General features: G+C 66.7%; 22 protein-coding genes and 1 pseudogene. 21 read left to right on the forward strand and 2 right to left on the reverse strand.

Annotated features, from left to right (window positions below; all coding sequences use genetic code 11):
• From narI to serB, 18 genes are all read left to right on the forward strand, one after another.
• Nucleotides 1-708, forward strand: coding sequence for a respiratory nitrate reductase subunit gamma (gene narI / locus AzCIB_RS10780; protein WP_050415899.1), 708 nt, complete (start codon nucleotides 1-3; stop codon nucleotides 706-708).
• An 85-nt stretch (nucleotides 709-793) separates the two neighbouring features.
• On the forward strand, nucleotides 794-2,740 hold the full coding sequence (locus AzCIB_RS10785; RefSeq protein WP_050415900.1) for a type IV pili methyl-accepting chemotaxis transducer N-terminal domain-containing protein: 1,947 nt from the start codon (nucleotides 794-796) through the stop codon (nucleotides 2,738-2,740).
• Nucleotides 2,740-3,429, forward strand: coding sequence for a response regulator (locus tag AzCIB_RS10790; RefSeq protein WP_050415901.1), 690 nt, complete (start codon nucleotides 2,740-2,742; stop codon nucleotides 3,427-3,429). The genes AzCIB_RS10785 and AzCIB_RS10790 overlap by 1 nt, the downstream gene beginning before the upstream one ends.
• A 22-nt stretch (nucleotides 3,430-3,451) precedes the next feature.
• Nucleotides 3,452-3,961, forward strand: coding sequence for a hypothetical protein (locus tag AzCIB_RS10795; protein ID WP_050415902.1), 510 nt, complete (start codon nucleotides 3,452-3,454; stop codon nucleotides 3,959-3,961).
• A 204-nt stretch (nucleotides 3,962-4,165) separates the two neighbouring features.
• The gene (gene nosZ, locus AzCIB_RS10800) at nucleotides 4,166-6,127 is read left to right on the forward strand and encodes a TAT-dependent nitrous-oxide reductase (RefSeq protein ID WP_050415903.1); all 1,962 of its coding nucleotides are present in this window, start codon (nucleotides 4,166-4,168) and stop codon (nucleotides 6,125-6,127) included.
• A 224-nt stretch (nucleotides 6,128-6,351) separates the two neighbouring features.
• A complete protein-coding gene (locus AzCIB_RS10805; RefSeq protein ID WP_050415904.1) occupies nucleotides 6,352-8,532 on the forward strand; it encodes a NosR/NirI family protein in 2,181 nt (726 codons plus the stop codon).
• A gap of 17 nt (nucleotides 8,533-8,549) precedes the next feature.
• Complete coding sequence (locus AzCIB_RS10810) at nucleotides 8,550-8,984, forward strand: hypothetical protein (protein WP_050415905.1); 435 nt, start codon at nucleotides 8,550-8,552, stop codon at nucleotides 8,982-8,984.
• A 1-nt stretch (nucleotide 8,985) separates the two neighbouring features.
• A complete protein-coding gene (locus AzCIB_RS10815; RefSeq protein ID WP_083446962.1) occupies nucleotides 8,986-10,284 on the forward strand; it encodes a nitrous oxide reductase family maturation protein NosD in 1,299 nt (432 codons plus the stop codon).
• Entirely contained in the window at nucleotides 10,256-11,197 is a 942-nt protein-coding gene (locus tag AzCIB_RS10820) for an ABC transporter ATP-binding protein (RefSeq protein ID WP_050415906.1), read from the forward strand. Before AzCIB_RS10815 ends, AzCIB_RS10820 begins: the two co-directional genes overlap by 29 nt.
• A gap of 11 nt (nucleotides 11,198-11,208) precedes the next feature.
• The gene (locus tag AzCIB_RS10825) at nucleotides 11,209-12,024 is read left to right on the forward strand and encodes an ABC transporter permease (protein WP_050415907.1); all 816 of its coding nucleotides are present in this window, start codon (nucleotides 11,209-11,211) and stop codon (nucleotides 12,022-12,024) included.
• Nucleotides 12,021-12,557 (forward strand): nitrous oxide reductase accessory protein NosL, encoded by a 537-nt coding sequence (locus AzCIB_RS10830; RefSeq protein WP_050415908.1) that lies wholly within the window; start codon nucleotides 12,021-12,023, stop codon nucleotides 12,555-12,557. The genes AzCIB_RS10825 and AzCIB_RS10830 overlap by 4 nt, the downstream gene beginning before the upstream one ends.
• Nucleotides 12,558-12,566: 9 nt before the next feature.
• Entirely contained in the window at nucleotides 12,567-12,839 is a 273-nt protein-coding gene (locus AzCIB_RS10835; RefSeq protein ID WP_050415909.1) for an MJ0235 family protein, read from the forward strand.
• Nucleotides 12,836-13,189: a toxin-antitoxin system TumE family protein gene (locus tag AzCIB_RS10840; RefSeq protein ID WP_050415910.1), complete on the forward strand. Its 354-nt coding sequence runs from the start codon at nucleotides 12,836-12,838 to the stop codon at nucleotides 13,187-13,189. The genes AzCIB_RS10835 and AzCIB_RS10840 overlap by 4 nt, the downstream gene beginning before the upstream one ends.
• Nucleotides 13,190-13,491: 302 nt before the next feature.
• Nucleotides 13,492-13,977, forward strand: a complete 486-nt coding sequence (locus AzCIB_RS10845; RefSeq protein WP_050415911.1) for a rubrerythrin family protein — start codon at nucleotides 13,492-13,494, stop codon at nucleotides 13,975-13,977.
• Nucleotides 13,978-14,027: 50 nt separating this feature from the next.
• Nucleotides 14,028-14,192 carry a rubredoxin gene (locus AzCIB_RS10850; protein WP_157058482.1) on the forward strand — a complete coding sequence of 55 codons (165 nt, stop codon included), beginning with the start codon at nucleotides 14,028-14,030 and terminating at the stop codon, nucleotides 14,190-14,192.
• 157 nt (nucleotides 14,193-14,349) lie between these two features.
• Entirely contained in the window at nucleotides 14,350-15,510 is a 1,161-nt protein-coding gene (locus AzCIB_RS10855; protein ID WP_050415912.1) for an NAD(P)/FAD-dependent oxidoreductase, read from the forward strand.
• 81 nt (nucleotides 15,511-15,591) lie between these two features.
• Nucleotides 15,592-16,671, forward strand: a complete 1,080-nt coding sequence (locus tag AzCIB_RS10860) for a 3-deoxy-7-phosphoheptulonate synthase (protein WP_050415913.1) — start codon at nucleotides 15,592-15,594, stop codon at nucleotides 16,669-16,671.
• A complete protein-coding gene (gene serB, locus AzCIB_RS10865; RefSeq protein WP_050415914.1) occupies nucleotides 16,668-17,498 on the forward strand; it encodes a phosphoserine phosphatase SerB in 831 nt (276 codons plus the stop codon). The genes AzCIB_RS10860 and serB overlap by 4 nt, the downstream gene beginning before the upstream one ends.
• A 143-nt stretch (nucleotides 17,499-17,641) precedes the next feature.
• On the opposite strand, the gene AzCIB_RS10870 is transcribed toward serB, so the two are convergent.
• Complete coding sequence (locus AzCIB_RS10870; protein WP_050415915.1) at nucleotides 17,642-18,769, reverse strand: M14 family metallopeptidase; 1,128 nt, start codon at nucleotides 18,767-18,769, stop codon at nucleotides 17,642-17,644.
• Between the two features lie 10 nt (nucleotides 18,770-18,779).
• A complete protein-coding gene (gene yaaA, locus AzCIB_RS10875; protein WP_050415916.1) occupies nucleotides 18,780-19,565 on the reverse strand; it encodes a peroxide stress protein YaaA in 786 nt (261 codons plus the stop codon).
• 137 nt (nucleotides 19,566-19,702) lie between these two features.
• Between yaaA and bioA the strand changes: the two genes are divergently transcribed.
• The 3 genes and pseudogenes from bioA to AzCIB_RS24990 form a co-directional block, all read left to right on the forward strand.
• Nucleotides 19,703-21,031 carry an adenosylmethionine--8-amino-7-oxononanoate transaminase gene (gene bioA, locus AzCIB_RS10880; protein WP_050415917.1) on the forward strand — a complete coding sequence of 443 codons (1,329 nt, stop codon included), beginning with the start codon at nucleotides 19,703-19,705 and terminating at the stop codon, nucleotides 21,029-21,031.
• Between the two features lie 6 nt (nucleotides 21,032-21,037).
• Nucleotides 21,038-22,198 (forward strand): 8-amino-7-oxononanoate synthase, encoded by a 1,161-nt coding sequence (gene bioF / locus AzCIB_RS10885; RefSeq protein WP_050415918.1) that lies wholly within the window; start codon nucleotides 21,038-21,040, stop codon nucleotides 22,196-22,198.
• A pseudogene (locus AzCIB_RS24990) lies at nucleotides 22,195-22,404 on the forward strand (alpha/beta fold hydrolase); the annotation flags it as partial. The gene bioF and the pseudogene AzCIB_RS24990, both read left to right, overlap by 4 nt.
• Nucleotides 22,405-22,409: the final 5 nt, after the last annotated feature.

Genomic DNA, 22,409 nt, shown 5'->3' on the forward strand with positions numbered 1-22,409 from the left:
ATGAACGCAATCAACTTCTTCTTCGGGGTCTATCCCTACATCGCGCTGTCTGTGTTCGTGATCGGCAGCTGGATCCGCTACGACAACGAGCAGTACACGTGGAAGACCGACTCGTCGCAGCTGCTATCGAAGAGCAACATGTGGATCGCGAGCAACCTGTTCCACGTCGGCATCCTGTCGATTTTCGCCGGCCACTTCGCCGGTCTCGTGCTGCCGCATGCGCTGTGGATCGGGCTGGGCGTGTCCGACCTGCAGCACCAGTGGATCGCGATCGTCGCCGGCAGCGTGTTCGGCACCATGTGCCTGATCGGCGGCGCCATCCTGTGGCTGCGCCGCATGTTCAACCCGCGCGTGCGCGCCGCCGGTCGCCGCATGGATGCCTTCATCCTGGGCTGGCTGATGCTGACGCTGGTTGCGGGCCTGTCGACGCTGCCGGTGTCGATCGGCCATGCGAACCACGGCGACCCCGGCGTGATGCTGGCGCTGTCGGGCTGGGTGCAGAGCGTACTGACGCTGCAACCGAAACCCGAGCTGCTCGCCGCCGTGGAGCCGGTGTTCCGCTTCCACATGGTACTGGGGATGACGGTGTTCCTGCTGTTTCCCTTCACGCGTCTCGTGCACATTCTCACTGCGCCGCTGAGCTACGTCGGCCGCGCCTACCAGATCGTGCGATCGAAGCGGCGCGTCAAGGCCACCGCATCGGCCTGAGACCATCCCGGGGGCGGCAGCCCCCGGCTTGCGGGGTGTCGGCAGGCGACGTAGTCTGCACGCCACCCTGCTTCATCGAGCGTTCATGCTCCCTCTCGGCAACAGTCTCAGCACCAAGATCACCGGCATCCTGCTGGTGTTCTTCCTCGTCGCCCTGACAGCGATCGGCATCACGCTGTTCATGTCCTGGCAGCTCGAGGGGGCCGCCGCGGCCATCAACGACGCCGGCAGCCTGCGCATGCGCACGCACCGCATCGGCCACCTTCTCGCTCATGCCCCGCAGGCGTCGCCCCCCGAGGCGACGCGCATTCGGGAAGCGCTCAGGACGGAACTGGACGAGTTCGACCACGTCTTTGCCGAGCTGCGCCGCGGAAACCCGCAGCGCCCCCTGTTCGTCCCCCGCGACAACGACATTCCCGCAGACATGCAGCGGATGGCGGACTTCTGGTCCGCGCAGGTTCGACCGATACTGGATGGCCTGCTCGCCACATCGAATGAGGCCGGCATCCCCACGGATCCCCCCGCGTTCGACGACACGATCCGGACGTTCGTGGCCGGCATCAACGACGTCGTGCTCAAGATGGAACAGAGCTATGCGCGCAACACCGACATCCTGCGCGCGTCGCAGGTGTCCCTGATCGCACTGGCCGTGATCGGCACCCTGTTCCTGATCCGCTTCTTCTTCGTGCTCGTGATCCGCCCCGTCTCGGAACTGCAGACCGGCATCAAGCGGATGGAGCAGGAGGATTTCAGCGCCCGCGTCCCGGTCCTCGCCAAGGACGAATTCGGCGAGCTGTCCGACGGTTTCAACCGCATGGCCGTCCACTTGCAGGGCCTGTACGGAACGCTCGAAGAGCGCGTCGACGTCAAGACGCGCAGCCTCGAGGAGAAGAACCGCCAGCTCGAGATCCTTTACGACATGGCCGCCTTCCTGCGCCAGCCGCAGGACGTGGACGCCCTGTGCCGCGGCTTCCTGCAGCGCGTACAGAAGATGTTTGGTGCGGCGGCGAGCTCCGCCCGGCTGCTCGACAGGGATTCGCTCCAACTGTGCATGACCGTGCATGCCGGACTGGACGATGAATTCATCGACCGCGAGGCGACGCTCGAATGCGGCGAATGCGTGTGCGGGCAGGCGGCGCGCGGCGGCACCTCCCTCATGTGGGAACCGGACTTGCCCGATCCCCCCCCGGACCTCGGCGCTTGCCGCCGCGCCGGCTTCAAACTCGTTTCCGCCACACCGATCGGCGCAAACCAGCAGACATTGGGCATCTACAACCTGTATTTCCGCGAGGCCCGCCTCCTCGGCGATTCCGACCGCCAGCTCCTCGAGACGCTGGGCCAACAGCTCGGCATCGCGATCGAGAACCAGCGCCTGCACGCGAGCGACCGCGAGCTCGCCGTATCGGAGGAACGCAACCTCCTCGCACGCGAATTGCACGATTCGATCGCGCAGGGGCTCGCCTTCATGAACCTGCAAGTACAGATGCTCGATGACGCCCTGCGGCACAGCGACCTGCGTCAGGCGCAGAGCACGCTCGCCATGCTGCGCCAGGGCGTTCAGGAGAGCTACGACGACGTGCGCGAGCTGCTGGTGCATTTCCGTACGCGCGTCGCGAAGCAGGATCTCGGCGGCGCGATCGGCGCCGCACTCCGCCGGCTCGCCGACCAGAGCGGGATTGCGACGGAGCTGGAACTCGAAGGCGGCGGTGCCCCGCTCGACGCAGAGGTCGAGACGCAGGCGCTGTACATCCTGCAGGAAGCCCTTTCCAACGTGCGCAAGCACGCCCAGGCCAAGTCCGTGCACGTCGCCCTGCGCCGCGGGGTACATGGGCTGACGCTCGTCGTGCGCGACGACGGCGTGGGCTTCGACGAAGGCGCCCGCACCGCCCGCGAAACGGAAAACCACATCGGCCTGCAGGTCATGCGCGAGCGTGCGCTACGCATCGGCGGAAAATTCTTGCTCAGCTCCACGCCCGGCCGCGGCACGGAAGTGCGCCTCGAGCTCCCCCGAATCAACCAGGAATCGAACTGATGCCCGCCCCGATCCGAGTGCTCCTCGTCGACGACCACGCCCTCTTCCGCAGCGGCATCAAGTCCCTGCTGCAACGCCACCCGGAGTTCGAAATCGTCGGCGAGGCGGGCGATGGCATGGAAGGCGTCAAGCGCGCTGCGCAACTGCGGCCCGACGTCGTGCTGCTCGACCTGCACATGCCCGGCCTCTCCGGCCGCGACGCCGCCGCGATGATGGCAGAGGAAGCGCCGGAGTCGCACGTGCTGATGCTGACCGTGTCGGAAGACGCCGAGGACCTCATCGAAACCCTGCGCGCCGGCGCCTGCGGCTACCTGCTGAAGAACATCGAGGCCGAGACGCTCACGGCCGCGATCACGAAGGCGGCGGCCGGCGAGTCGGTGATCTCGCCGCAGATGATGGGCAAGCTCGTGCAGGGCGTGCGCGGCGCCCCGCCCAAGGTCAGCACCGAAGCGGCGGCGCCGGCCGTGGTCGCTTCCGAACTCAACAAGCTCTCGCCGCGCGAGCGGGAAACCCTCGTACTCGTCGCGCGCGGCCAGAGCAACAAGGAAATCGCGCGCACGCTGGATCTCGCCGAGAGCACGGTCAAGATCCACGTCCAGAACGTCCTGCGCAAGCTCGGCCTGACGAGCCGCGTCCAGGCGGCCGTGTTTGCGGTGGAACAGGGAATCGTGCAGGATCCCCGGATCTGAAGGGCGGCCGACGGAGGCCCGCTTGACCCCACCGACCCGCAGCGGCGTCTTCAGCCGCATGGTCCTGCCATTCGCGCTGGTGCCGCCGCTCATGATCCCGCTGGCGATGCACGACCACGCCGCCGTCTATCGCCTCGACCCCGCGGGCGCAAACTGGGAATGGATCGCGCTGCTGGTGTTCGTCGCCGAACTGGTCTCGGTGACGGTTGTCGCCGGCATGCTGCGGCTGACGACGCCCGCCGACGCCATGCGCCCCACCCGCGCGCGCGCCCTCGCGATCGCCGCTCGCGCCGCGGCGCCGCTGTGGGCCTCCGCCGTGGTGCTCGCCGTGCCCAGCCTCGGCGCCCTCGTCGTTGCCCACCTCCTCGCCCACGCGGTCGCGCTGCGCAGGCTCTACCTCGACATCCGCGACGAATTGCGGCTGGACAATGAGATCCAGGCGCTGCACGTCACCTACATGGCCTACAGCGTCGCCGCAGTACTGTGGGCGCCGATCTTCGTCATGATCTTCGTCTCGCTGTCGCCCGCCTGAGCACCAGCCGCTCGGCACGTGCTGCCGACATACCCGCCACGCGTTTTTCCTTATCCAAGATCAAGGAGTCCGCGCGCTTGGGTACATAGAGTTACGTTACCGCCCACTTCGGGCTGCGCTGCATGGGTGTACCGTCATCTCGGCCCTCCCGCAACGGCAGAACACAGGCAGATCACTCGACGCTTGAACAACGGAGCCCATTACATGAGCCAGGACCAGAACAAGGATCACAACCTCGACGGCCAGCCCGACCCGAGCCGCCGCAAGTTCCTCAACACCGCAGCCTTCGCCGGTCTCGCCGGCGCCGGCCTGTCGGTCGGACTTTCGGCCTGCAAGCAGGAACAGGCACCCGCTCCGGCCGCGCCGGCAGCTCCCGCTGCGCCCGCGGCTGCACCGGTGGCCCACGCCGCCCCGGCCGGCATCCACCTGAAACCCGGCGAGCTCGATACCTATTACGGGCTGTGGAGCGGCGGTCACACCGGCGACTTCCGAGTGCTGGGTCTTCCCTCGGGCCGCGAAATCCACCGCGTCCCCTGCTTCGTACCTGACGCCCTGACCGGCTGGGGCATCACGAACGAATCGAAGAAGATCATGGGCACCAAGCCCGACGGCAGCCTGCGCTACACCGTCGCCGACACGCACCACACCCACGCCTCATACAAGGACGGCAACTACGACGGCCGCTACGCGTGGATCAACGACAAGATCAACAGCCGTCTGGCCCGTATCCGCCTCGACTACTTCATCTGCGACAAGATCACCGAACTGCCGAACGTCCAGGGCTTCCATGGCATCTTCCCGGACAAGCGCGACCCGGTCGATCCCGCGATCAACTACACGACGCGCGTGTTCTGCGGCTCTGAATTCCAGATCCCCCTGCCGAACGCCGGCAAGGACGTGAACGACCCGTCGAAGTACCGCTCGATGTTCTCCTGCGTCGATGCCGAAACGATGGAAGTACGCTGGCAGGTGCTGATCGACGGCAACTGCGACCTCGCCGCCACGTCCTTCGACGGCAAGCTCGCTGCGACCAACCAGTACAACACCGAAAGCGGCGTGCTCTACCCCGAGATGATGTCGGCCGAGCGTGACGCGTGCCTGTTCTTCAACGTCGCCCGCATCGAACAGGCGGTGAAGGACGGCAAGTTCAAGACCTATGGCGACTCCAAGGTGCCGGTGGTCGACGGTACGCGCGAATCCAACAAGGATCCGAAGACCGCCTTGACCTGCACCGTCTCGGTGCCGAAGAACCCGCACGGCGTGAACGCCAGCCCGGACGGCAAGTACTTCATCTGCTCCGGCAAGCTCTCGCCCACCGCAACGGTCATCGAACTCGCCAAGGTGCTGGAGTGGTTCGAAGGCAATCTCGAGAGCGCGGACAAGGCCATCGTCGCCGAAGTCGAGATCGGCCTCGGCCCCCTGCACACCGCCTTCGACGGCCGCGGCAACGCCTACACGACGCTGTTCCTCGACAGCCAGGTCGTGAAGTGGAACGTCGACAAGGCGATCAAGTTCTCCGCCGGCGACAACAGCCAGCAGTATGTCGTCGACCGCCTCGACGTGCAGTACCAGCCGGGCCACATCAACGCCTCGCAGTCGGAAACCACGGCTGCCGACGGCAAGTGGCTGTGCGTCGGCTGCAAGTTCTCGAAGGACCGCTACCTGCCGGTCGGCCCGCTGCACCCGGAAAACGAGCAGCTCGTCGACATCTCGGGCGAGAAGATGGTCCTGGTGGCAGACCACCCGGTCCGCCCCGAGCCGCACGACTTCATCATCATGAAGCGCGAGCTGATCAATCCGAAGCAGATCTACAACATCGACGAATTCCCGCTCGCGATCAAGGATCCGAAGGACTCCGGCGTGTTCCGCGACGGCAAGAAGGTCACGGTGAAGATGTATTCGATGGCCCCTGCGTTCAGCCTCACCGAGTTCAAGCTCAAGGTGGGCGACGAGGTCACGCTCATCCTCACCAACCTCGACAAGGTGGAGGACCTGACGCACGGCTTCGCGATCCCGAAGTACAACGTCAACTTCATCGTGAACCCGCAGGAAACCGCTTCGGTCACCTTCAAGGCCGACAAGCCGGGCGTGTTCTGGTGCTACTGCACGCACTTCTGCCACGCGCTGCACCTGGAGATGCGCAGCCGCATGATCGTCGAGGCCTGACCGGTCCTCGACAAGGACTGCGCCGGAACCGGGACGGTTTCGGCGCGGTTATCCCGCCCCTGCAAAGGGGCAACGATGGGTGATATTCGAGGGGCCGTGCGCCCCTCCTTTTTTTCATTTTGCGTGCGGCGCAGCAGATGCGTTTGCACCAATTGATCGGAAACAATTACGTCACGAGGTTTGGTTCGTAGACTGTGCCCAGTCCCGCCGAATCGGAAAGTGTCATGAACATCCTGGCTGCACTCCGCAATATCCTGTTGTCCGTCGTGCTGTCGTCGACCGCATCGCTCGCGCTCGCCGATACCTACGAGGCGAAGCTGCCCGACGAGATCAACACCGCCCCCGAGTTGTGCAAGTACGCCCCGTGCGCCGAGGTCCTGCCCGGCGCCACGTCCTTTTCGGAGCGCAAGGGCCAGCCCCGCTACGTCGAGGGCTATGCGGAGGAAGCCGGCAAGAAGAAGCTCGTCGGCTACGTGATGCTCTCCACCGACATCACCGACACCCCAGCCTATTCCGGCAAACCGGTGATCACGCTGATCGGCATGGACACCGGCGGCCGTTTCGTCGGCGTAAAGATCCTGAAGCACTCCGAGCCCATCCTGCTGCTGGGCATCCCCGAGTCGGCGCTGATCCGCTTCAACCAGCAATACCTCGGCCAGTTCGTCGGCAACAACATCGAGATCGGCCAGTCCCGCCCCGAGGAGAACATCATCGGGCTCGACGCGATCTCGGGCGCGACCGTGACGGTCATCGCCCAGAACCAGGTGATGATGACCTCCGGCACGGCGGTCGCCCGTCAGGTCGGCATCCTAAAGCCCACGATTCGCGAGCAGGCGAAATTCCGCGAGACCGGGGCGAAACCCGACTGGGCAGCCCTGGTGAAGGAAGGCGCCGTCCGGCGCCTCGTCGTAGCACCCGAACAGGTTGGCCTCGAACGCGGCGGGGAGCCCTTCATCGAGCTGTGGTTCGGCTACCTTAATCACCCCGACCTCGGCCGCGCCATCCTCGGCGAGGGTGCCTGGCGCAACCTGATGGCGCGCCTGCATGAAGGCGAACACGCCCTCTTCGTGATCCGCAGCGGCGGGAAAGAGTCCTTCAAGGGCTCGGGCTTCGTGCGTGGCGGCATCTACGACCGCGTACAGGTGCGCCAGGGCGCGGATTCCTTCACGTTCCGCGACCTCGACGCCGTCAACCTCTATGGCATCGAGGCTGCCGGCGTGCCTGCCTACAGCGAATCTTCGATTTTCTTCATCCGCTCAAAGGCCTTCTCGGGCGCCTATCCGTGGAAGTTCGTGTTCCTGGGCAACCGCGTTGATCGCGCCACCGGCACGCGCAGTTTTGCGAACTTCGACGTCGAGTACTGGCTCCCGGATCAGTACCTGGAAGGCGGTCGTCCGGAAGTCGTGAAACCCGACGCACCGTGGGTGCGGGTGTGGAAGACGCGCGCGGTCGAGATCGCGCTCTTCGCCGCGCTGCTGGTTTCCGTCGCCACGGTTTACGCCTTCCGCGAAAAGCTCACGCGCCGCGCGACGCGCAAGAACAAGTGGCCCGTGAACGCCTTCAAGTACAGCGCCTGGGTCATCAGCATCGGCTTCGTCGGCTTCGGCATGCTCGCCCAGCCCTCCATCACGCAGGTGCTGACGTGGTTCCACGCCCTGCTGTTCCAGTGGAAGTGGGAGCTGTTCCTGTCCGACCCCTTCATCTTCCTGTTCTGGATCTTCATCATCGTCACGGTGTTCGTCTGGGGACGGGGACTGTTCTGCGGCTGGCTGTGCCCGTTCGGCTCGCTGTCGGAGCTGCTGTACAAGGTCGGCGGCGCCGTCGGCCTCAAGCGCTTCCAGTTCCAGCTGCCGCGCCGCTGGCACGACCGACTGAAGTGGGTCAAGTACGGCGTGTTCTTCGGGCTGCTGGCCGTGTCGATGTTCTCCCTGGGTCTGGCCGAGAAGCTTGCCGAGGTCGAACCGTTCAAGACCACCTTCCTCGTCGGCCTGTTCAACCGCAGCTGGCCCTACACGCTGTTCGCCGCCGGCCTGCTGGGCCTGTCGATCTTCACCGAACGCCCGTTCTGCAAGTACCTGTGTCCGCTCGGCGCGTCGCTCGCGATGCCTTCGACCTTCCGCTGGTTCGGCCTCAAGCGCAAGCAGGAATGCAACAGCTGCAAGGCCTGCGCGGTCGGCTGCGGCTCGCAGGCGATCGACGAGGACGGCCGCATCGACCACCGCGAGTGCCTGCATTGCCTCGACTGCATGGTCCTGTATACCGACGATCACGCCTGCCCGCCGCTCGCGCAGGAACGCAAGCGCCGCACCAAGGCCGGCCTGCCGATCACGCCGATCGGTGCCGACGGCTACTACATCCCGATCAAGCTGGTGCCCGCCCGCGCGGACGCCGCGGCGAAGAACTGATTTCGGAGCAGAAAGACATGGTCAATCCGACGATGCCGACCGATCCCGCCAACCCGCCCTATGCGCAGACGACGAGCCTCGTGCGCCTCGTTGCGGCAGAAGCGTGGGACCATTTGTGGCCGTGGAGCCATCACGGCTTCCAGCGCCAACGCGCCCTGCAGGCCGCCGGCATGGCCCTGGGCCTCGCGGCCACCGTCGCGTGGGTGCTGGCGGCGATGGGCCAGATGCAGGCCGGCGCCCTGATCGGCTGGTGGTTCGGCTGGAGCGTGTTCGAGGTCATCGTGCGTCTCGGCTCCAAACCCTACGTCAAGGACGGCCCGTGGTGGGGTCGCCGCTACCGCGTCGCGAACACGATGGACATGGTGTGCTACGTCGGCTTCAAGAACCTGCTGATCGGCGCAACGCTCTTCATCGCATTGAAATCGCTGGGCTTCCTTATCGTCCAGGGGTGACATGCCGGTATTCGAGGCAGGGCGCACACTGACGTTCCGGCACGCCTTTCTGGCCGTGGCGGCGCTGCTGTGCGCGTTGCCGAGCCTCGCCGCGACGCTGAACGTCGCTCCGGGCGAATCGATCCAGGCCGCCATCGAGCGCGCCGCCCCGGGGGACGTCATCGAGGTGGCGCGCGGCAAATACACGGAAAACCTGCTGATCGCAAAGCCGCTCACGCTGCGCGGACTCGAGCGCCCCACGCTCAGCGGCGGCCTGAAGGACGACACGATCCGCGTCACCGCCCCCGACGTCGTCATCGAGGGCCTGATCGTGCGCGACTCCGGCGACAGTCTCCTCAGGCAGAACGCCGGCATCTACCTGTGGCCCGGCGCGCACCGCGCGGTCGTGCGCAATTGTGAGCTCACCTACAACCTCTTCGGCCTGTGGATCGAGAAGGCCAAAGACGTCCGCATCGAACACAACATCATCACCGGCAAGCGCGAGTACCGCTCGTCGCAGCGCGGCAACGGCATCCAGCTGTACAACACCACCGGCGCCCGAATCATCGGCAACCACATCAGCTTCGTGCGCGACGCCCTCTACGTCGACGTCTCGCATGATGCCGTGTTCCGCGGCAACCGCCTGCACCATGCCCGCTACGGCACCCACTACATGAACTCCTACCGCAATGTGTGGGAAGACAACGACGTCTACATGAACCGTGGCGGACTCGCGCTGATGGAAGTGCGCGACCAGCTGGTGCGCAACAACCGCGTGTGGGCGAACTCCGACCACGGCATCATGCTGCGCACGATCCAGGACGCCATCGTCGAGAACAACGTGATCGCCGGCAACAACCGCGGCTTCTTCATCTATGACGCGGAGTACAACACGCTGCGCGGCAACCTCGTCGTCGACAACGTTGTCGGCACCCACCTCTGGGCCGGCTCCAAGAACAACAAAGTCGAGAACAACGACTTCATCGCCAACCGCGAACAGGTCCGCTACGTCGGCGCCAAGGACGAATTGTGGGGCGTCAAGGACGGCAACCACTGGAGCAACTATCTTGGCTGGGACCGAAACGGCGACGCCGTCGGAGACGTGCCCTACCAAGCCAACGATCTCGTCGACCGGCTGTCCTGGCAACACCCGATGCTGAAACTGCTGCTCGCGAGTCCGGCAATACAGACGCTGCGCCTCGTCGGCCAGCAGTTCCCGCTCCTGCGCGCGCCCAGCGTGGTCGACCCGAAACCGCGCATGCAGGCGAAGAACGAAAACTGGAGAGAATGGCTTGGCAGATACTTCCCAGGCTCCCGCTGAACGCACCGCACCGGTGATCGCGGTGCGCGGCGCGACCAAACATTACGGCGCCGTGCGCGCCGTCGATGGCGTCGACCTCGAGGTCGCGCCGGGTGAGCTGTTCGGCCTCATCGGGCACAACGGCGCCGGCAAGAGCACCCTGTTCAAGATGATGCTGGGCCTGATCCCGGCAACCGCCGGCGACATCCGCATCGACGGCTCGCCCGTCACCGGCAGCGGCTTCCGCGCAGTGCGCCGCAAGATCGGCTACCTGCCCGAGAACGTCGTCCTCTACGACAACCTCACCGGCCTCGAGACGCTCGAATTCTTCGCCCGCCTCAAGGGTGCCTCGGCAAGCGAGTGCAGCCCCGCGCTCGAACGCGTCGGCCTCTCCAGCGCCGCACGCCGGCGCGTGCGCGAATACTCCAAGGGCATGCGCCAGCGCCTCGGCTTCGCGCAGGCGCTGCTCGGCCGCCCGCGCATCCTGTTCCTCGACGAGCCCACCACCGGTCTCGACCCCGAGGCGATCCGCGAGTTCTACGTGATCCTGCGCGTCCTCAAGGCCGACGGCGTGACGATGATCCTCACCTCGCACATCCTCGCCGAGATCCAGGAGCGCGTCGATCGGCTCGCGATCATGGCCGCCGGCAAGATCCAGGCCGTCGGCACCGTGCAGGATCTGCGCGAGCAGATGGATCTGCCGCTGTGGTTCCGCGTTCGCCTCGCGCACGAGGACTTCCATCACGTCCGCGCGGTACTCGGCGGCCTGCCGGTCCTCGCGATCGAAGCGCGCGAGGACCACGTCGCGGTCGAATGCCGGCGCGAATCGAAGATGGTCGTGATGCAGGCGCTCGCCTCGCTCGGCGACAAGGTGCTCGACCTGCACGTGCACGAACCCTCGCTCGAAGACGTGTTCTTCGGCTTCTCCGACTAAGGGCGACGCACATGGAAATCCGCCAGATCGCCACCCTCGCCGGCAAGGAATTCTGGGACCGCATCCGCAACCGCTGGGTGCTCGCGGTGGCCCTCGTGTTCACCGTCTTCGCGCTGGTGATCGCCTACTTCGGCGGCGCGCAGCAGGGCACGGTGGGCTTCCGCTCGATCGAATTCACGATCGCCAGCCTCGTCTCGCTGGTCATCTACCTCGTCCCCCTGATCGCGCTCGTGCTCGGCTTCGACGCCATCGTCGGCGAGCGCGAACGCGGCTCGCTCGACCTGCTGCTGTCGATGCCGATCACGCGCTTCGAACTGCTGCTCGGCAAGTACCTCGGCCTCGCCGCGGCGCTCGCGTTTTCGACCATCGCCGGCTTTGGCCTCGTCGCGGTCGTGCTCTCCGCACAGCTCGACCTCGTCGCGCTGATGCACTTCGTCGGCTTCATGATCAGTTCGGTGCTGCTGGGCCTCGCCTTCCTCAGCCTCGCGGTGATGGTGTCGGTGTTCGCCAGTGACCGCACGCGCGCCTCCGGCATGGCCATCGCGTTGTGGTTCTTCTTCGTGCTGGTGTTCGACCTGCTGCTGCTCGGCGGCCTGGTCGTCACCGGCGGCAAGTACGGCGGCGAGATTTTCCCCTACCTGCTGCTCCTCAACCCCGCCGACGTCTTCCGCATCCTCAACATCTTCACCCTCGACGACGTCCGCACGCTATACGGACTCGCCACCGTATTCCCTCGCGCGCTGGCCGAACCCTGGCTCCTCGGCCTCGTGATGGCCGCGTGGATCGCAGCCCCCCTGGGCGTTGCCGCATGGAGATTCCGTAAATGATGTCCCCCATCCTTCCCTTCCGAACGACCCTGCTGGCGGCCCTTGCGGCCGGCCTCCTCGCCGCCTGCGGGCCGAGCGGCAGCGACGGCGGCAACAAGCTCGCCGCGGTCGAGATCGACCAGAGCACCGCCTGCTCCCTCGACGGCATGCTGCTCGCCGACTACCCCGGCCCGAAGGCGCAGATCTTCTACGCCGACCGCCCCGAGCCCGAGTTCTTCTGCGACACGGTCGAAATGTTCGGCATCTACCTGAAACCCGAGCAAATTCGCCCGGTGAAGGCGATCTTCGTGCAGGACATGGGCAAGGCCGAGTGGGACCAGCCACGCGGCGCGTGGATCGACGCGAAGACAGCCTGGTACGTCATCGGCAGCTCACGCCACGGCTCGATGGGACCGACGATCGGCTCCTTCGCGCAGCAGGCGGATGCCCAGAAATTCGCCCAGACACACGGCGGCAAGGTCCTCGCCTTCGACGCGATCACCCCCGACATGGCGGTGCTCGACGGCGGAGCCCTCCACGACAGCAAGATGTGAGCGACAACCATGGCCAACTTCTTCCAGAACGTAGAACCGACCGACGCCGAACAGCTCGAGCAGCTGTCGCGCCTGGTCTTCGAACTGCGCGAGAACCGCGACGCGATCCTCAAGGCGAACGGTGCGTCCGACGAGATCGAACTGCTGGAGCAGATCTACACCGGAACGGTCGCCGAACATCCCTCCTATGAGCATTACCTGAGTGCCCGCATCCTCGCCGACACGCGCGAGACCGTGCGCGCGATGCTGACCGATTGCCTGAAGGAGGCAAGAAGGACATGAGCCTGCACATCGAACTCGCCGACCACATCGACCGCAGCTTCGGCACCCGCCTGCCGCACCCGGTCGAGCACAAGCAGGACGCCCTCCTTGTGCGCCTCGAAAACGGCGTGACCTTGACGGTGCGCTACGCCGCCAACGACGCCTACTCGCTACGATGGAATTTCGGCGACGCCGAACTAGGCATCGACACCGCACCGCTGCACCGCGAGTTGGCGACCTTTCCCAACCACCTGCACGATCTCGACGGACAGGTGCGTCCCGACCCGCTCACCCACCCCGACGACACGCCGGCTGACAATGTGTCGCGCGTGATCGAGGCGCTGCTGGTCGATCCCACCCTGGGTCTGTAGCCCACCCGCACAAGGGGCGCAGCCGCGCCCTGGCCCACCCCGGGGCCGATGGCGTCAGTTCGACTTCGCAAGCAGGCAGTCGACGACGCCGCTCACCTCCTCGTCCTTCCGCGCCGCCCTCCCCCGCGGCCGCCGCATCGCTGTCGAGCTGGCGAAACCACTTACCGGATCCCGGAGGCACCTCGACAGCCGCACAGAATAGTCGTGCGCTATCTATAACATCATGACATTCAATTTTTACAATCCTGCGCCGCTGCGTAACATTCACTCAACGCAACATCAACGACGCAAGGAGAGAAACGATGGCCAGCCCCTTCCACAACCCCGAATCGCTCACGATCAAGAACCTCGAATCCGCCTTCGCCGGCGAATCGATGGCGCACATCAAGTACCGCTACTTCGCCAAGCTGTGCCGCGAAATGGGCGACGAAGAAACCGCGAAGGCCTTCGAGGCGACCGCCGACCAGGAAGTGATGCACGCCTTCGGCCACCTCGACCTGCTCTTCCCGAAGGACAAGATGACCCCGGCGCGCGCCTTGCAATTCGCGATCGAGGGGGAAACATACGAATACACCGAGATGTACCCGAACTTCCGCCACGTCGCGGTTGCCGAAGGCAACGAGGCCGCAGTGAAGGAAATCGACGAACAGATCACCGAATCGAAGGAACACGCCGAACAGTTCAAGGCCCTGCTGGAGAAGGCCGCCAAGCGCTTCGCCGCGCTGGCCAAGGTGGAAGAGCGCCACGCCAACCACTACAAGCAGGTCCTGGACCGGATTTCGGGCTGACCCGGCCCGGCAGCATCCCCCGACAACTCGCAAAGAACGGAAAGAACATCATGAAGACCTATCAGTGCATCGTGTGCGGTTTCATCTACGACGAAGTGGCCGGCCTCCCCGACGAAGGCATCCCCCCGGGCACGCGCTGGGAAGACATCCCCGCCGACTGGGCCTGTCCGGACTGCGGCGTCGCCAAGGCCGACTTCGAGATGGTCGCGATCTGACCCACCCCGAGACCGCGCTGCGGTCTACGCATGAAGCCCCCTCAAGCCTGCCCCGCCCCGATCCACCCCCGACCCCAATGTCGTACGGGGCGGAGGCAGGCCCCTCCCGCGATCCGCGCTCGCAAACAACCACAATATCCAGGATGAGATCGCCTTCATGACCCACCCCATCGTCATCGCCGGCAGCGGCCTCGCCGGATACAACCTCGCGCGCGAATTCCGCAAGCTCGACCGCGACACCCCCCTGATGATCCTGAGCCGCGACGCCGCCGGCTTCTACTCCAAGCCGATGATGTCGAACGCGCTGTCGGCCAACAGGACGGCCGAAAGCCTGGTCATGAAATCCGCCGACAAGATGGCCGGCGAAGTCCTGGCGACGATCCGTCCGCAGGTCGAGATCGCGTCCATCGAGCCAGAAAACCGCATCGCGGTGCTGACGAGCGGCGAACGCATCGCCTACCGCGACCTCGTCCTCGCCATCGGTGCGGATCCCATCCGCCTGCCCATCGCCGGCGACGGGGCGGCCGACATCCTCTCCGTGAACGACCTCGACGACTTCGCCCGCTTCGCCGCGCGGCTCGACGGTGCGACGCGCGTCGTCGTGCTCGGTGCGGGGCTCATCGGCTGCGAATTCGCCAACGACATGCTCGCCCGCGGCATCGCCCCGACCGTCATCGACATCGCCGCCTGGCCGTTGGGTCGCCTGCTGCCCGAAGCCGCGGCCACGTGGTTCCGCCAGCAGCTGGAAGCGGCCGGCGTCGGCTTCCGCATGAAGGTCTCGGCCACCACCGTCGAACGCAATGGCAACGCCTACCGCGTCACGCTCGACGACGGCAGCGTCCTCGATACCGATCTTGTGCTCTCCGCGGTCGGCCTGCGTCCGCGCACCGCGCTCGCCAGTACCGCCGGCTTGACGGTGAATCGCGGCATCCGCGTCGACCGACAACTCGCCACATCCGACGCACACATCCACGCACTCGGCGACTGCGCCGAAGTCGAAGGCCTGGTGCTGCCCTTCGTGATGCCCATCATGCACCAGGCCCGCGCGCTGGCCGCGACATTGGCCGGCAAGCCGACGCCGGTCGCCTACCCCGCGATGCCCGTGGTCGTGAAGACGCCCGCGTGCCCGACCGTCGTCTGCCCGCCGGCCGCGAATGCCGAAGGCGGCTGGCACATCCTGCCCGCACCGGACGGCGAGGGGGGCCTCGAAGCGCAGTTCCTCGCGGCCGATGGCACCCTGCTCGGCTTCGCCCTGCTCGGCGCCGCAACCGCGCGCAAACAGGCACTCACGACACAGGCCCCCGCCGCACTTGGCTGACACGGCGGGCGCGCTCCCCCACCCCGGACCCTCCGTGCTTCGGGTTACAATCCTCTTCTTTGCTGCACTGCGGAGCGCGCCATGCCTGTCGCCAACACCGAAAACCTAAACATCGTCGCCCTCGATCACATGCCCTCGCCCGAGGAGATCAAGGCGCGCGTCCCGTTGACCGAAAAAGCCGCCGAGACGGTGCTGGCTGGTCGCCGGGCGCTCAACAAGATCCTCGACCGCAAGGACAACCGGATCTTCGTCGTCGTCGGCCCGTGCTCGATCCACGACCCCGTCGCCGGCGTCGATTACGCCCGCCGCCTGAAGGCGCTGGCCGACGAAGTCTCCGACACCATGCTGCTCGTGATGCGCGTGTATTTCGAGAAACCGCGCACCTCCACCGGCTGGAAGGGCTACATCAACGATCCGTACATGGACGACTCCTTCCGCATCGACGAAGGCATGGCGAAGGCACGCCGTTTCCTCATGGACGTGAACGAAATCGGACTGCCCGCCGGCACCGAGGCGCTCGACCCCATCGCCCCGCAGTACTACGGCGACCTCATCTCGTGGACCGCGATCGGCGCCCGCACCTCGGAGTCGCAGACCCACCGCGAGATGTCCTCCGGCCTGTCGACTCCGGTCGGCTTCAAGAACGCCACGGACGGCGACCTCGACGTCGCGATCAACGCCATCGTCTCCGCCTCGCACCCGCACAGCTTCCTCGGCATCAACGGCCAGGGCCAGTCGGCGATTCTGCGCACGCGTGGCAACCGCTACGGCCACGTCGTGCTGCGCGGCGGCGCCGGCCGCCCGAACTACGACACCGTGTCGATCTCGCTCGCCGAACAAGCGCTCGCGAAGGCCAAGCTGCCGCAGAACATCGTGGTCGACTGCTCGCACGCCAACTCGTGGAAGAAGCCGGACCTGCAGCCGCTGGTCATGAAGGACGTCATCCACCAGATCCGCGAAGGCAACCAGTCGGTCGTCGGCCTGATGATCGAGAGCTTCATCGAGCCGGGCAACCAGCCGATTCCGGCCGACCTGTCGCAGCTCAAGTACGGCTGCTCGGTCACCGACGCCTGCGTCAGCTGGGACGACACCGCCGATATGATCCGTAAGTCGCATGCAGTCCTGAGCGAGGCACTGCAACGCCGGAGCCGCGCCGAATGAATCTAGTCGTGCAGGGCGAGGACGTCGATTCGGTCGCCCTGAAAACCGTTGCCAAGCTCACCGGCGCCAGCGCCATCGAACAGATCACCCCGCAGGCCTTCCGCCTCGTCGGCGCGCATGAAAACGGCGAGATCGACGCGGTGTGCGGCACCGCCGCGCTCGACTGGACCTGGGTCGCCCCCGGGCGCCGGCTCGCCGATTTCGGCCTCTTCGTCACCGACATGGACTCGACGCTGATCAACATCGAGTGCATCGACGAGATCGCCGACATGCAGGGTCTCAAGGCCGAAGTGGCGGCGATCACCGAGGCCGCGATGCGCGGCGAGATCGATTTCACCGAATCGCTCACCCGCCGCGTCAGTCTGCTCGCCGGCCTGCCGGAATCGGCGCTGACGGAAGTGTACGAACAGCGCCTGCAGCTCAACCCTGGCGCCGAACGGCTGATGCGCGGCCTCAAATCGGCCGGCATCCATACCGTGCTGGTGTCGGGCGGCTTCACCTACTTCACCGAACGCCTGAAAGCCCGCCTCGGCTTCGACGAAGCCCACGCCAACCAGCTCGAAGTCGTCGACGGCAAACTGACGGGGCGCGTCAGCGGCTCCGTCGTGGATGGCGCCGCCAAAGCCGCCCATCTGCGCGCCGCCCGCGAACGCCTCGGCCTGCGCCCGGATCAGGTCATCGCCGCCGGCGACGGCGCGAACGACCTACCCATGCTCACCGAAGCCGGCTTCGGCGTCGCCTTCCGTGCGAAGCCGGTGCTGCGCCAGATTGCCGACTGCCGCCTCGACCACGTCGGTCTCGACGGCCTGCTGAACCTCTTCGCATAGCAGGCAAGCAACGTAGGGCGGGAGGAGCGCAGCGCATCCCGCCGCATGGCCTTTGAATCCGTTCAATTAGCCGCAGCGATGAGACCTTCGCGCCGCCCATGCGGCGGATAACGCCGCTACGCGGCTCATCCGCCCTACCGACTTCACGCACTTTCCAGGTGCGCGAGGATCGCATTCAGCATCGCCGCGCCCAGCCGCTTGCTGCGCGCACTGCTCCAGCCCGCGTGCCCATCGGGCATGTTCGCGTTGTCCTTGAACGGCATCTCCAGCGTCAGCGACACGCAGCCGAAGCGGTGCGCCACCCATTTGCTCGCCAGCGTCAGCAACTCCTCGCCGAAACGCCCCGGCTTGTAGCCGTGCTCGGTCTGGAAGTCCGGACTCGCCGCCGAAAGCGCCGCGACCAGGCGGGCCTGCCGCGCTGCCGCCTCGGCCGTAAAGCCCGGCACCTCCTCCGCGGTCGAGAAGAACACGTAAGGCAGCGACTCGTCGCCGTGGATGTCCAGGAACAGCTCGCAGCCTGTCGCCTCCATCGCATTCCGCACATGGAAGACCTCCGGGCTCGCCTGCTCGTCGGGCGTGCGCCATTCGCGGTTCAGGTTGCGCCCCGCCGCGTTCGTGCGCAGGTTGCCGTGAATCGCCCCGTCCGGATTCATGTTCGGCACGATGTAGAGCACGGCCCGCTCGCGGATGCGGCGCGCAACCGGGTCTGCCGCATCCAGCAGGCGCTCGAGCAGGCCTTCGATGAACCACTCGGCCATCGTCTCGCCCGGATGCTGGCGCGCGAGGATCCACACCGGCCGGTGTGCCGGCCCCTCCCGCCCGACTACGATGCGGTCGAGTCCGCGCCCTTCGACCGTCGATCCGACGCTATCCACATGCGCAAAGGGCGAGGTCTCCGCCCACCCGACGAGGTCGAGGTGACGCTCGTAGGAATACGGTTCGAAATACGCGTAATAGATGCTGTCGTGCTCGGGCGTGTGTTCGACGATCAGCTGGCCGTCCTCATAGCGTGTCGCCCCGACGCGGAACCAGTTGCGCCGGTCGTAGGACGCGACGCAGCGGTACTCCGGCCATCCGTCCGGGTACGCCGCCTCCGCAGCATTCTCGAACACCATGCGCAGGCTACGCCCCACCGCCCCCTGCACGCGGAAGTGGAACCACTGGCGAAATTCCGCCGCATTGTCCGCACGCAAGCGCAGGCGGATGTCCTCCGGGTTGTCGAGACTCAGGACCTCGATCGCACCCGAGTCGAAACCATGGCTGATCTTCATATCCGCCCCCTCACTCGACGCGCCGGCGGAATACCAGCGTGTCCTTGTCGGACGCATCGGGCGCGAACGCGTATCCGTCCAGATCGAACCCCTTCAGCCCCTCGACGTCCTCGACGCCATTGCGGATCGCGTAGCGGCACATCAGACCGCGCGCGCGCTTCGCGTAGAAGCTGATGATCTTGTAGCGCCCGTTCTTCCAGTCCTCGAACACCGGCGTCACGACCGGCGCCGTCAACTTTGCCGGCACCACCGACTTGAAGTATTCCTCGGAGGCCAGATTGACCAGCACCGGCACCGCACCCGCCTCGAGTTCCTGCGCGAGCAAGCCGTTGAGCGCCACGGTCAGCTTGTCGCCCCAGAAGGCGTAAAGATTCTTCCCGCGCGGATTCGCCAGTCGCGTCCCCATCTCCAGGCGATACGCCTGCATCAGGTCCAGCGGCCGCAGCAGGCCGTACAGGCCCGACAGGATGCGCAGATGCGCCTGCGCCCATTCGAGCTCCGCCGGCGACAGGGTCTGCGCGTCCAGACCTTCATATACGTCGCCGTTGAACGCCAGCACCGCTTGCTTCGCGTTCGCGAGCGAGAACGGCGACGCCCAGGTCTCGTAACGCGCCACGTTCAGCGTCGCCAGCTGGTCGGAAATATCCATCAGCGCAGAAACCTCGGCGGGCGACTTCTCGCGCATCACCGCGATCAGTTCGGCCGCATCGTCGAGGTAGTCGGGCTGCGTATGCACATCGGTCACCGGCGGCGTTTCGTAGTCGAGCGCCTTGGCCGGGGAAATAACGAAAATCATGGGGATCGGTTCTTCGGGTTGGGGACGCCGCATGTTAGCAAATCGCGCCGTCGGCGCCCTGCTTGGCTTCCCTCCCGGGTTTGACAGGAACCCCCGCTTGCGCGACATTTATCGGTTGCACCCCGCCGGAACCCTTGATGCACGCCCCCTCCGACCGCTCCCTGCTCGACCGATCCCTCAAGTCCGTCTGGCACCCCTGCACGCAGATGAAGCAACACGAGCATCTGCCGCTGGTGCCCATCGTGCGCGCCGAGGGCCCGTGGCTGATCGACGCGGACGGGCGGCGCCTGCTCGATGGCATCAGCTCCTGGTGGGTGAACCTGTTCGGCCACTGCAACCCGCGCATCAACGCCGCACTGCGCGACCAGCTCGAGCGTCTCGAACACGTGATGCTCGCCGGCTTCACGCACGAACCGGTCGTCCAGCTCTCCGAGCGCCTCGCCGCCCTCACCGGCCACCGCCTCGGTCACGCCTTCTATGCCTCCGACGGCGCCTCCGCGACCGAAATCGCGCTGAAGATGAGCGCCCACTACTGGCGCAACCTCGGACGCCCGGAAAAATCGCGCTTCGTCAGCCTTGCCGGCAGCTACCACGGCGAGACCGTCGGCGCGCTCGCCGTTACCGACGTCGCGATCTTCCGCGATGCCTATGCCCCGCTCGTGCGCCCCGGCAGCATCGTGCCGACCCCGGATGCCCGCCTCGCCGAACCCGGCGAATCGGCGGCCGACGTCGCGCGTCGCGCCGCGGCAGCGCTCGAAGCGCACCTCGCCGAACACCACGCCGAAACTGCCGCGCTGATCGTCGAACCGCTGGTGCAGGGCGCCTCCGGCATGGTCATGTACGACCCCGAATACCTGCGCCTCGCCCGCGCGCTGTGCGACCGCTACGAAGTGCACCTCGTCGCCGACGAGATCGCGGTCGGCTGCGGGCGCACCGGCACCTTCTTCGCGTGCGAACAGGCCGGCATCTGGCCCGACTTCATCTGCCTGTCGAAGGGCATCTCCGGCGGCTACCTGCCGTTGTCGCTGGTGCTCACGACCGACACGATCTACGCCGCCTTCTACGACGACGCGACGACGCGCGGCTTCCTGCACTCGCACTCCTACACCGGCAACCCGCTCGCCTGCCGCGCGGCCCTCGCGACGCTCGACATCTTCGAGCAGGACGGCGTCCTCGCCGCCAACCGCGGCCTCGCCCAACGCCTCGGCGACGCCGTCCGCGCCCGCTTCGGCGACCACCCCGCGGTCAGCCACCTGCGCCAGCGCGGCATGATCCTCGCGTTCGACGTCGCGTGCGAACGCCCCGACTTCTCGCGCCGCTTCTTCTCCGCGGCGCTCGAACACGGCGTGCTCCTGCGCCCGATCGGCAACACCGTGTACTTCATGCCCCCCTACGTGCTCGACGACGGCCACGTCGCCCACCTCGTCGCCGGCGCCGCCGCGGCGCTCGCCGCAGCGCTCGCCTGACCGTTCATGCTGCTCGATTCACTGCAGGCCGACCTGGCCGAACTCGACGCCCAATCCCTGCGCCGCGTGCGCCGCAGCCTCGACACGCCCTGCGGCCCGCACGCACGCGTCGACGGCCGCGACATGCTCGCCTTCTGCAGCAACGACTACCTCGGCCTCGCCGCCGAGCCCGAGCTCGCCGCAGCGCTCAAGGCCGGCGCCGACCGCTGGGGCAGCGGCTCGGGCGCCTCGCATCTGGTCAGCGGCCACTACACCGTGCATGACGAACTCGAACGCCGGCTCGCCGCCTTCGTCGGCTGCGAACGCGCGCTCTACCTGTCGACCGGCTTCATGGCCAATTCCGGCGTGATCCCCGCCCTCGTCGGCCGCGGCGACGCGATCTTCGCCGACCGACTCAACCACGCCTCCCTCGTCGACGGTGCCCTGCTGTCGCGCGCCGACCTGCACCGCTACCCGCACGCCGACCTCGCCGCACTCGAACGCGCGCTGGCCGCGAGCACCGCGAAGCGCAAACTGATCGTCACCGACTCGGTATTCAGCATGGACGGCGACGTCGCCCCGCTCGCCGAACTGCTCGCGCTGGCCGACCGCTTCGACGCGTGGCTGATGGTCGACGACGCCCACGGCTTCGGCGTACTCGGCCCGGACGGCCGCGGCGCCCTACGCGAAGCCGGCCTCGCGTCGTGGCGCCTCGTCTACATCGGCACGCTGGGCAAAGCCGCCGGCGTCTCCGGCGCCTTCATCGCCGGTCACGCCGACGTCGTCGAATGGCTGATGCAGAAGGCCCGCACCTACATCTTCACGACCGGCGCCCCACCCGCCCTCGCAACGGCCCTGCTGAAAAGCCTCGATCTCATCGAGCATGGCGCCGATCGCCGCCGCCACCTCGCCGCCCTGATCGAGCAGCTCCATGCAGAACTGAAACTGCTGCGCTGGCAGCTGATGCCCTCGCGCACCCCGATCCAGCCGGTCGTGATCGGCGACAACGCCGAGACGGTCGCCGCCGCGCGCGCCCTGTGGGACGCCGGCCTGTGGGTCCCGGCGATCCGCCCGCCCACGGTCCCGCAAGGCAGCGCCCGCCTGCGCATCTCGCTGACGGCCGCGCACACCCATCAGGACGTCGAGCGCCTCGTCACTGCACTGATGCAGCTGGAGCGCGCCGCTTGAGCGCCCTGCCGCTGGTCCTGCTGCACGGCTGGGGCCTCGATCCGCGCGTCTGGTCCGGCCTGCGCGAAGCCCTGCCTGCAGGCGTTACCACCCTCGCCCCGGCGCTGCCCGCCCACGGCGACGCGCTCCCGCCCCCCTCCGCCGATCTCGCGGCGTGGAGCGACGCGCTGCTTCCCGCCCTGCCCGAACGCGCCGTGCTGTGCGGCTGGTC

Source organism: Azoarcus sp. CIB (assembly GCF_001190925.1).
Classification (GTDB): domain Bacteria; phylum Pseudomonadota; class Gammaproteobacteria; order Burkholderiales; family Rhodocyclaceae; genus Aromatoleum.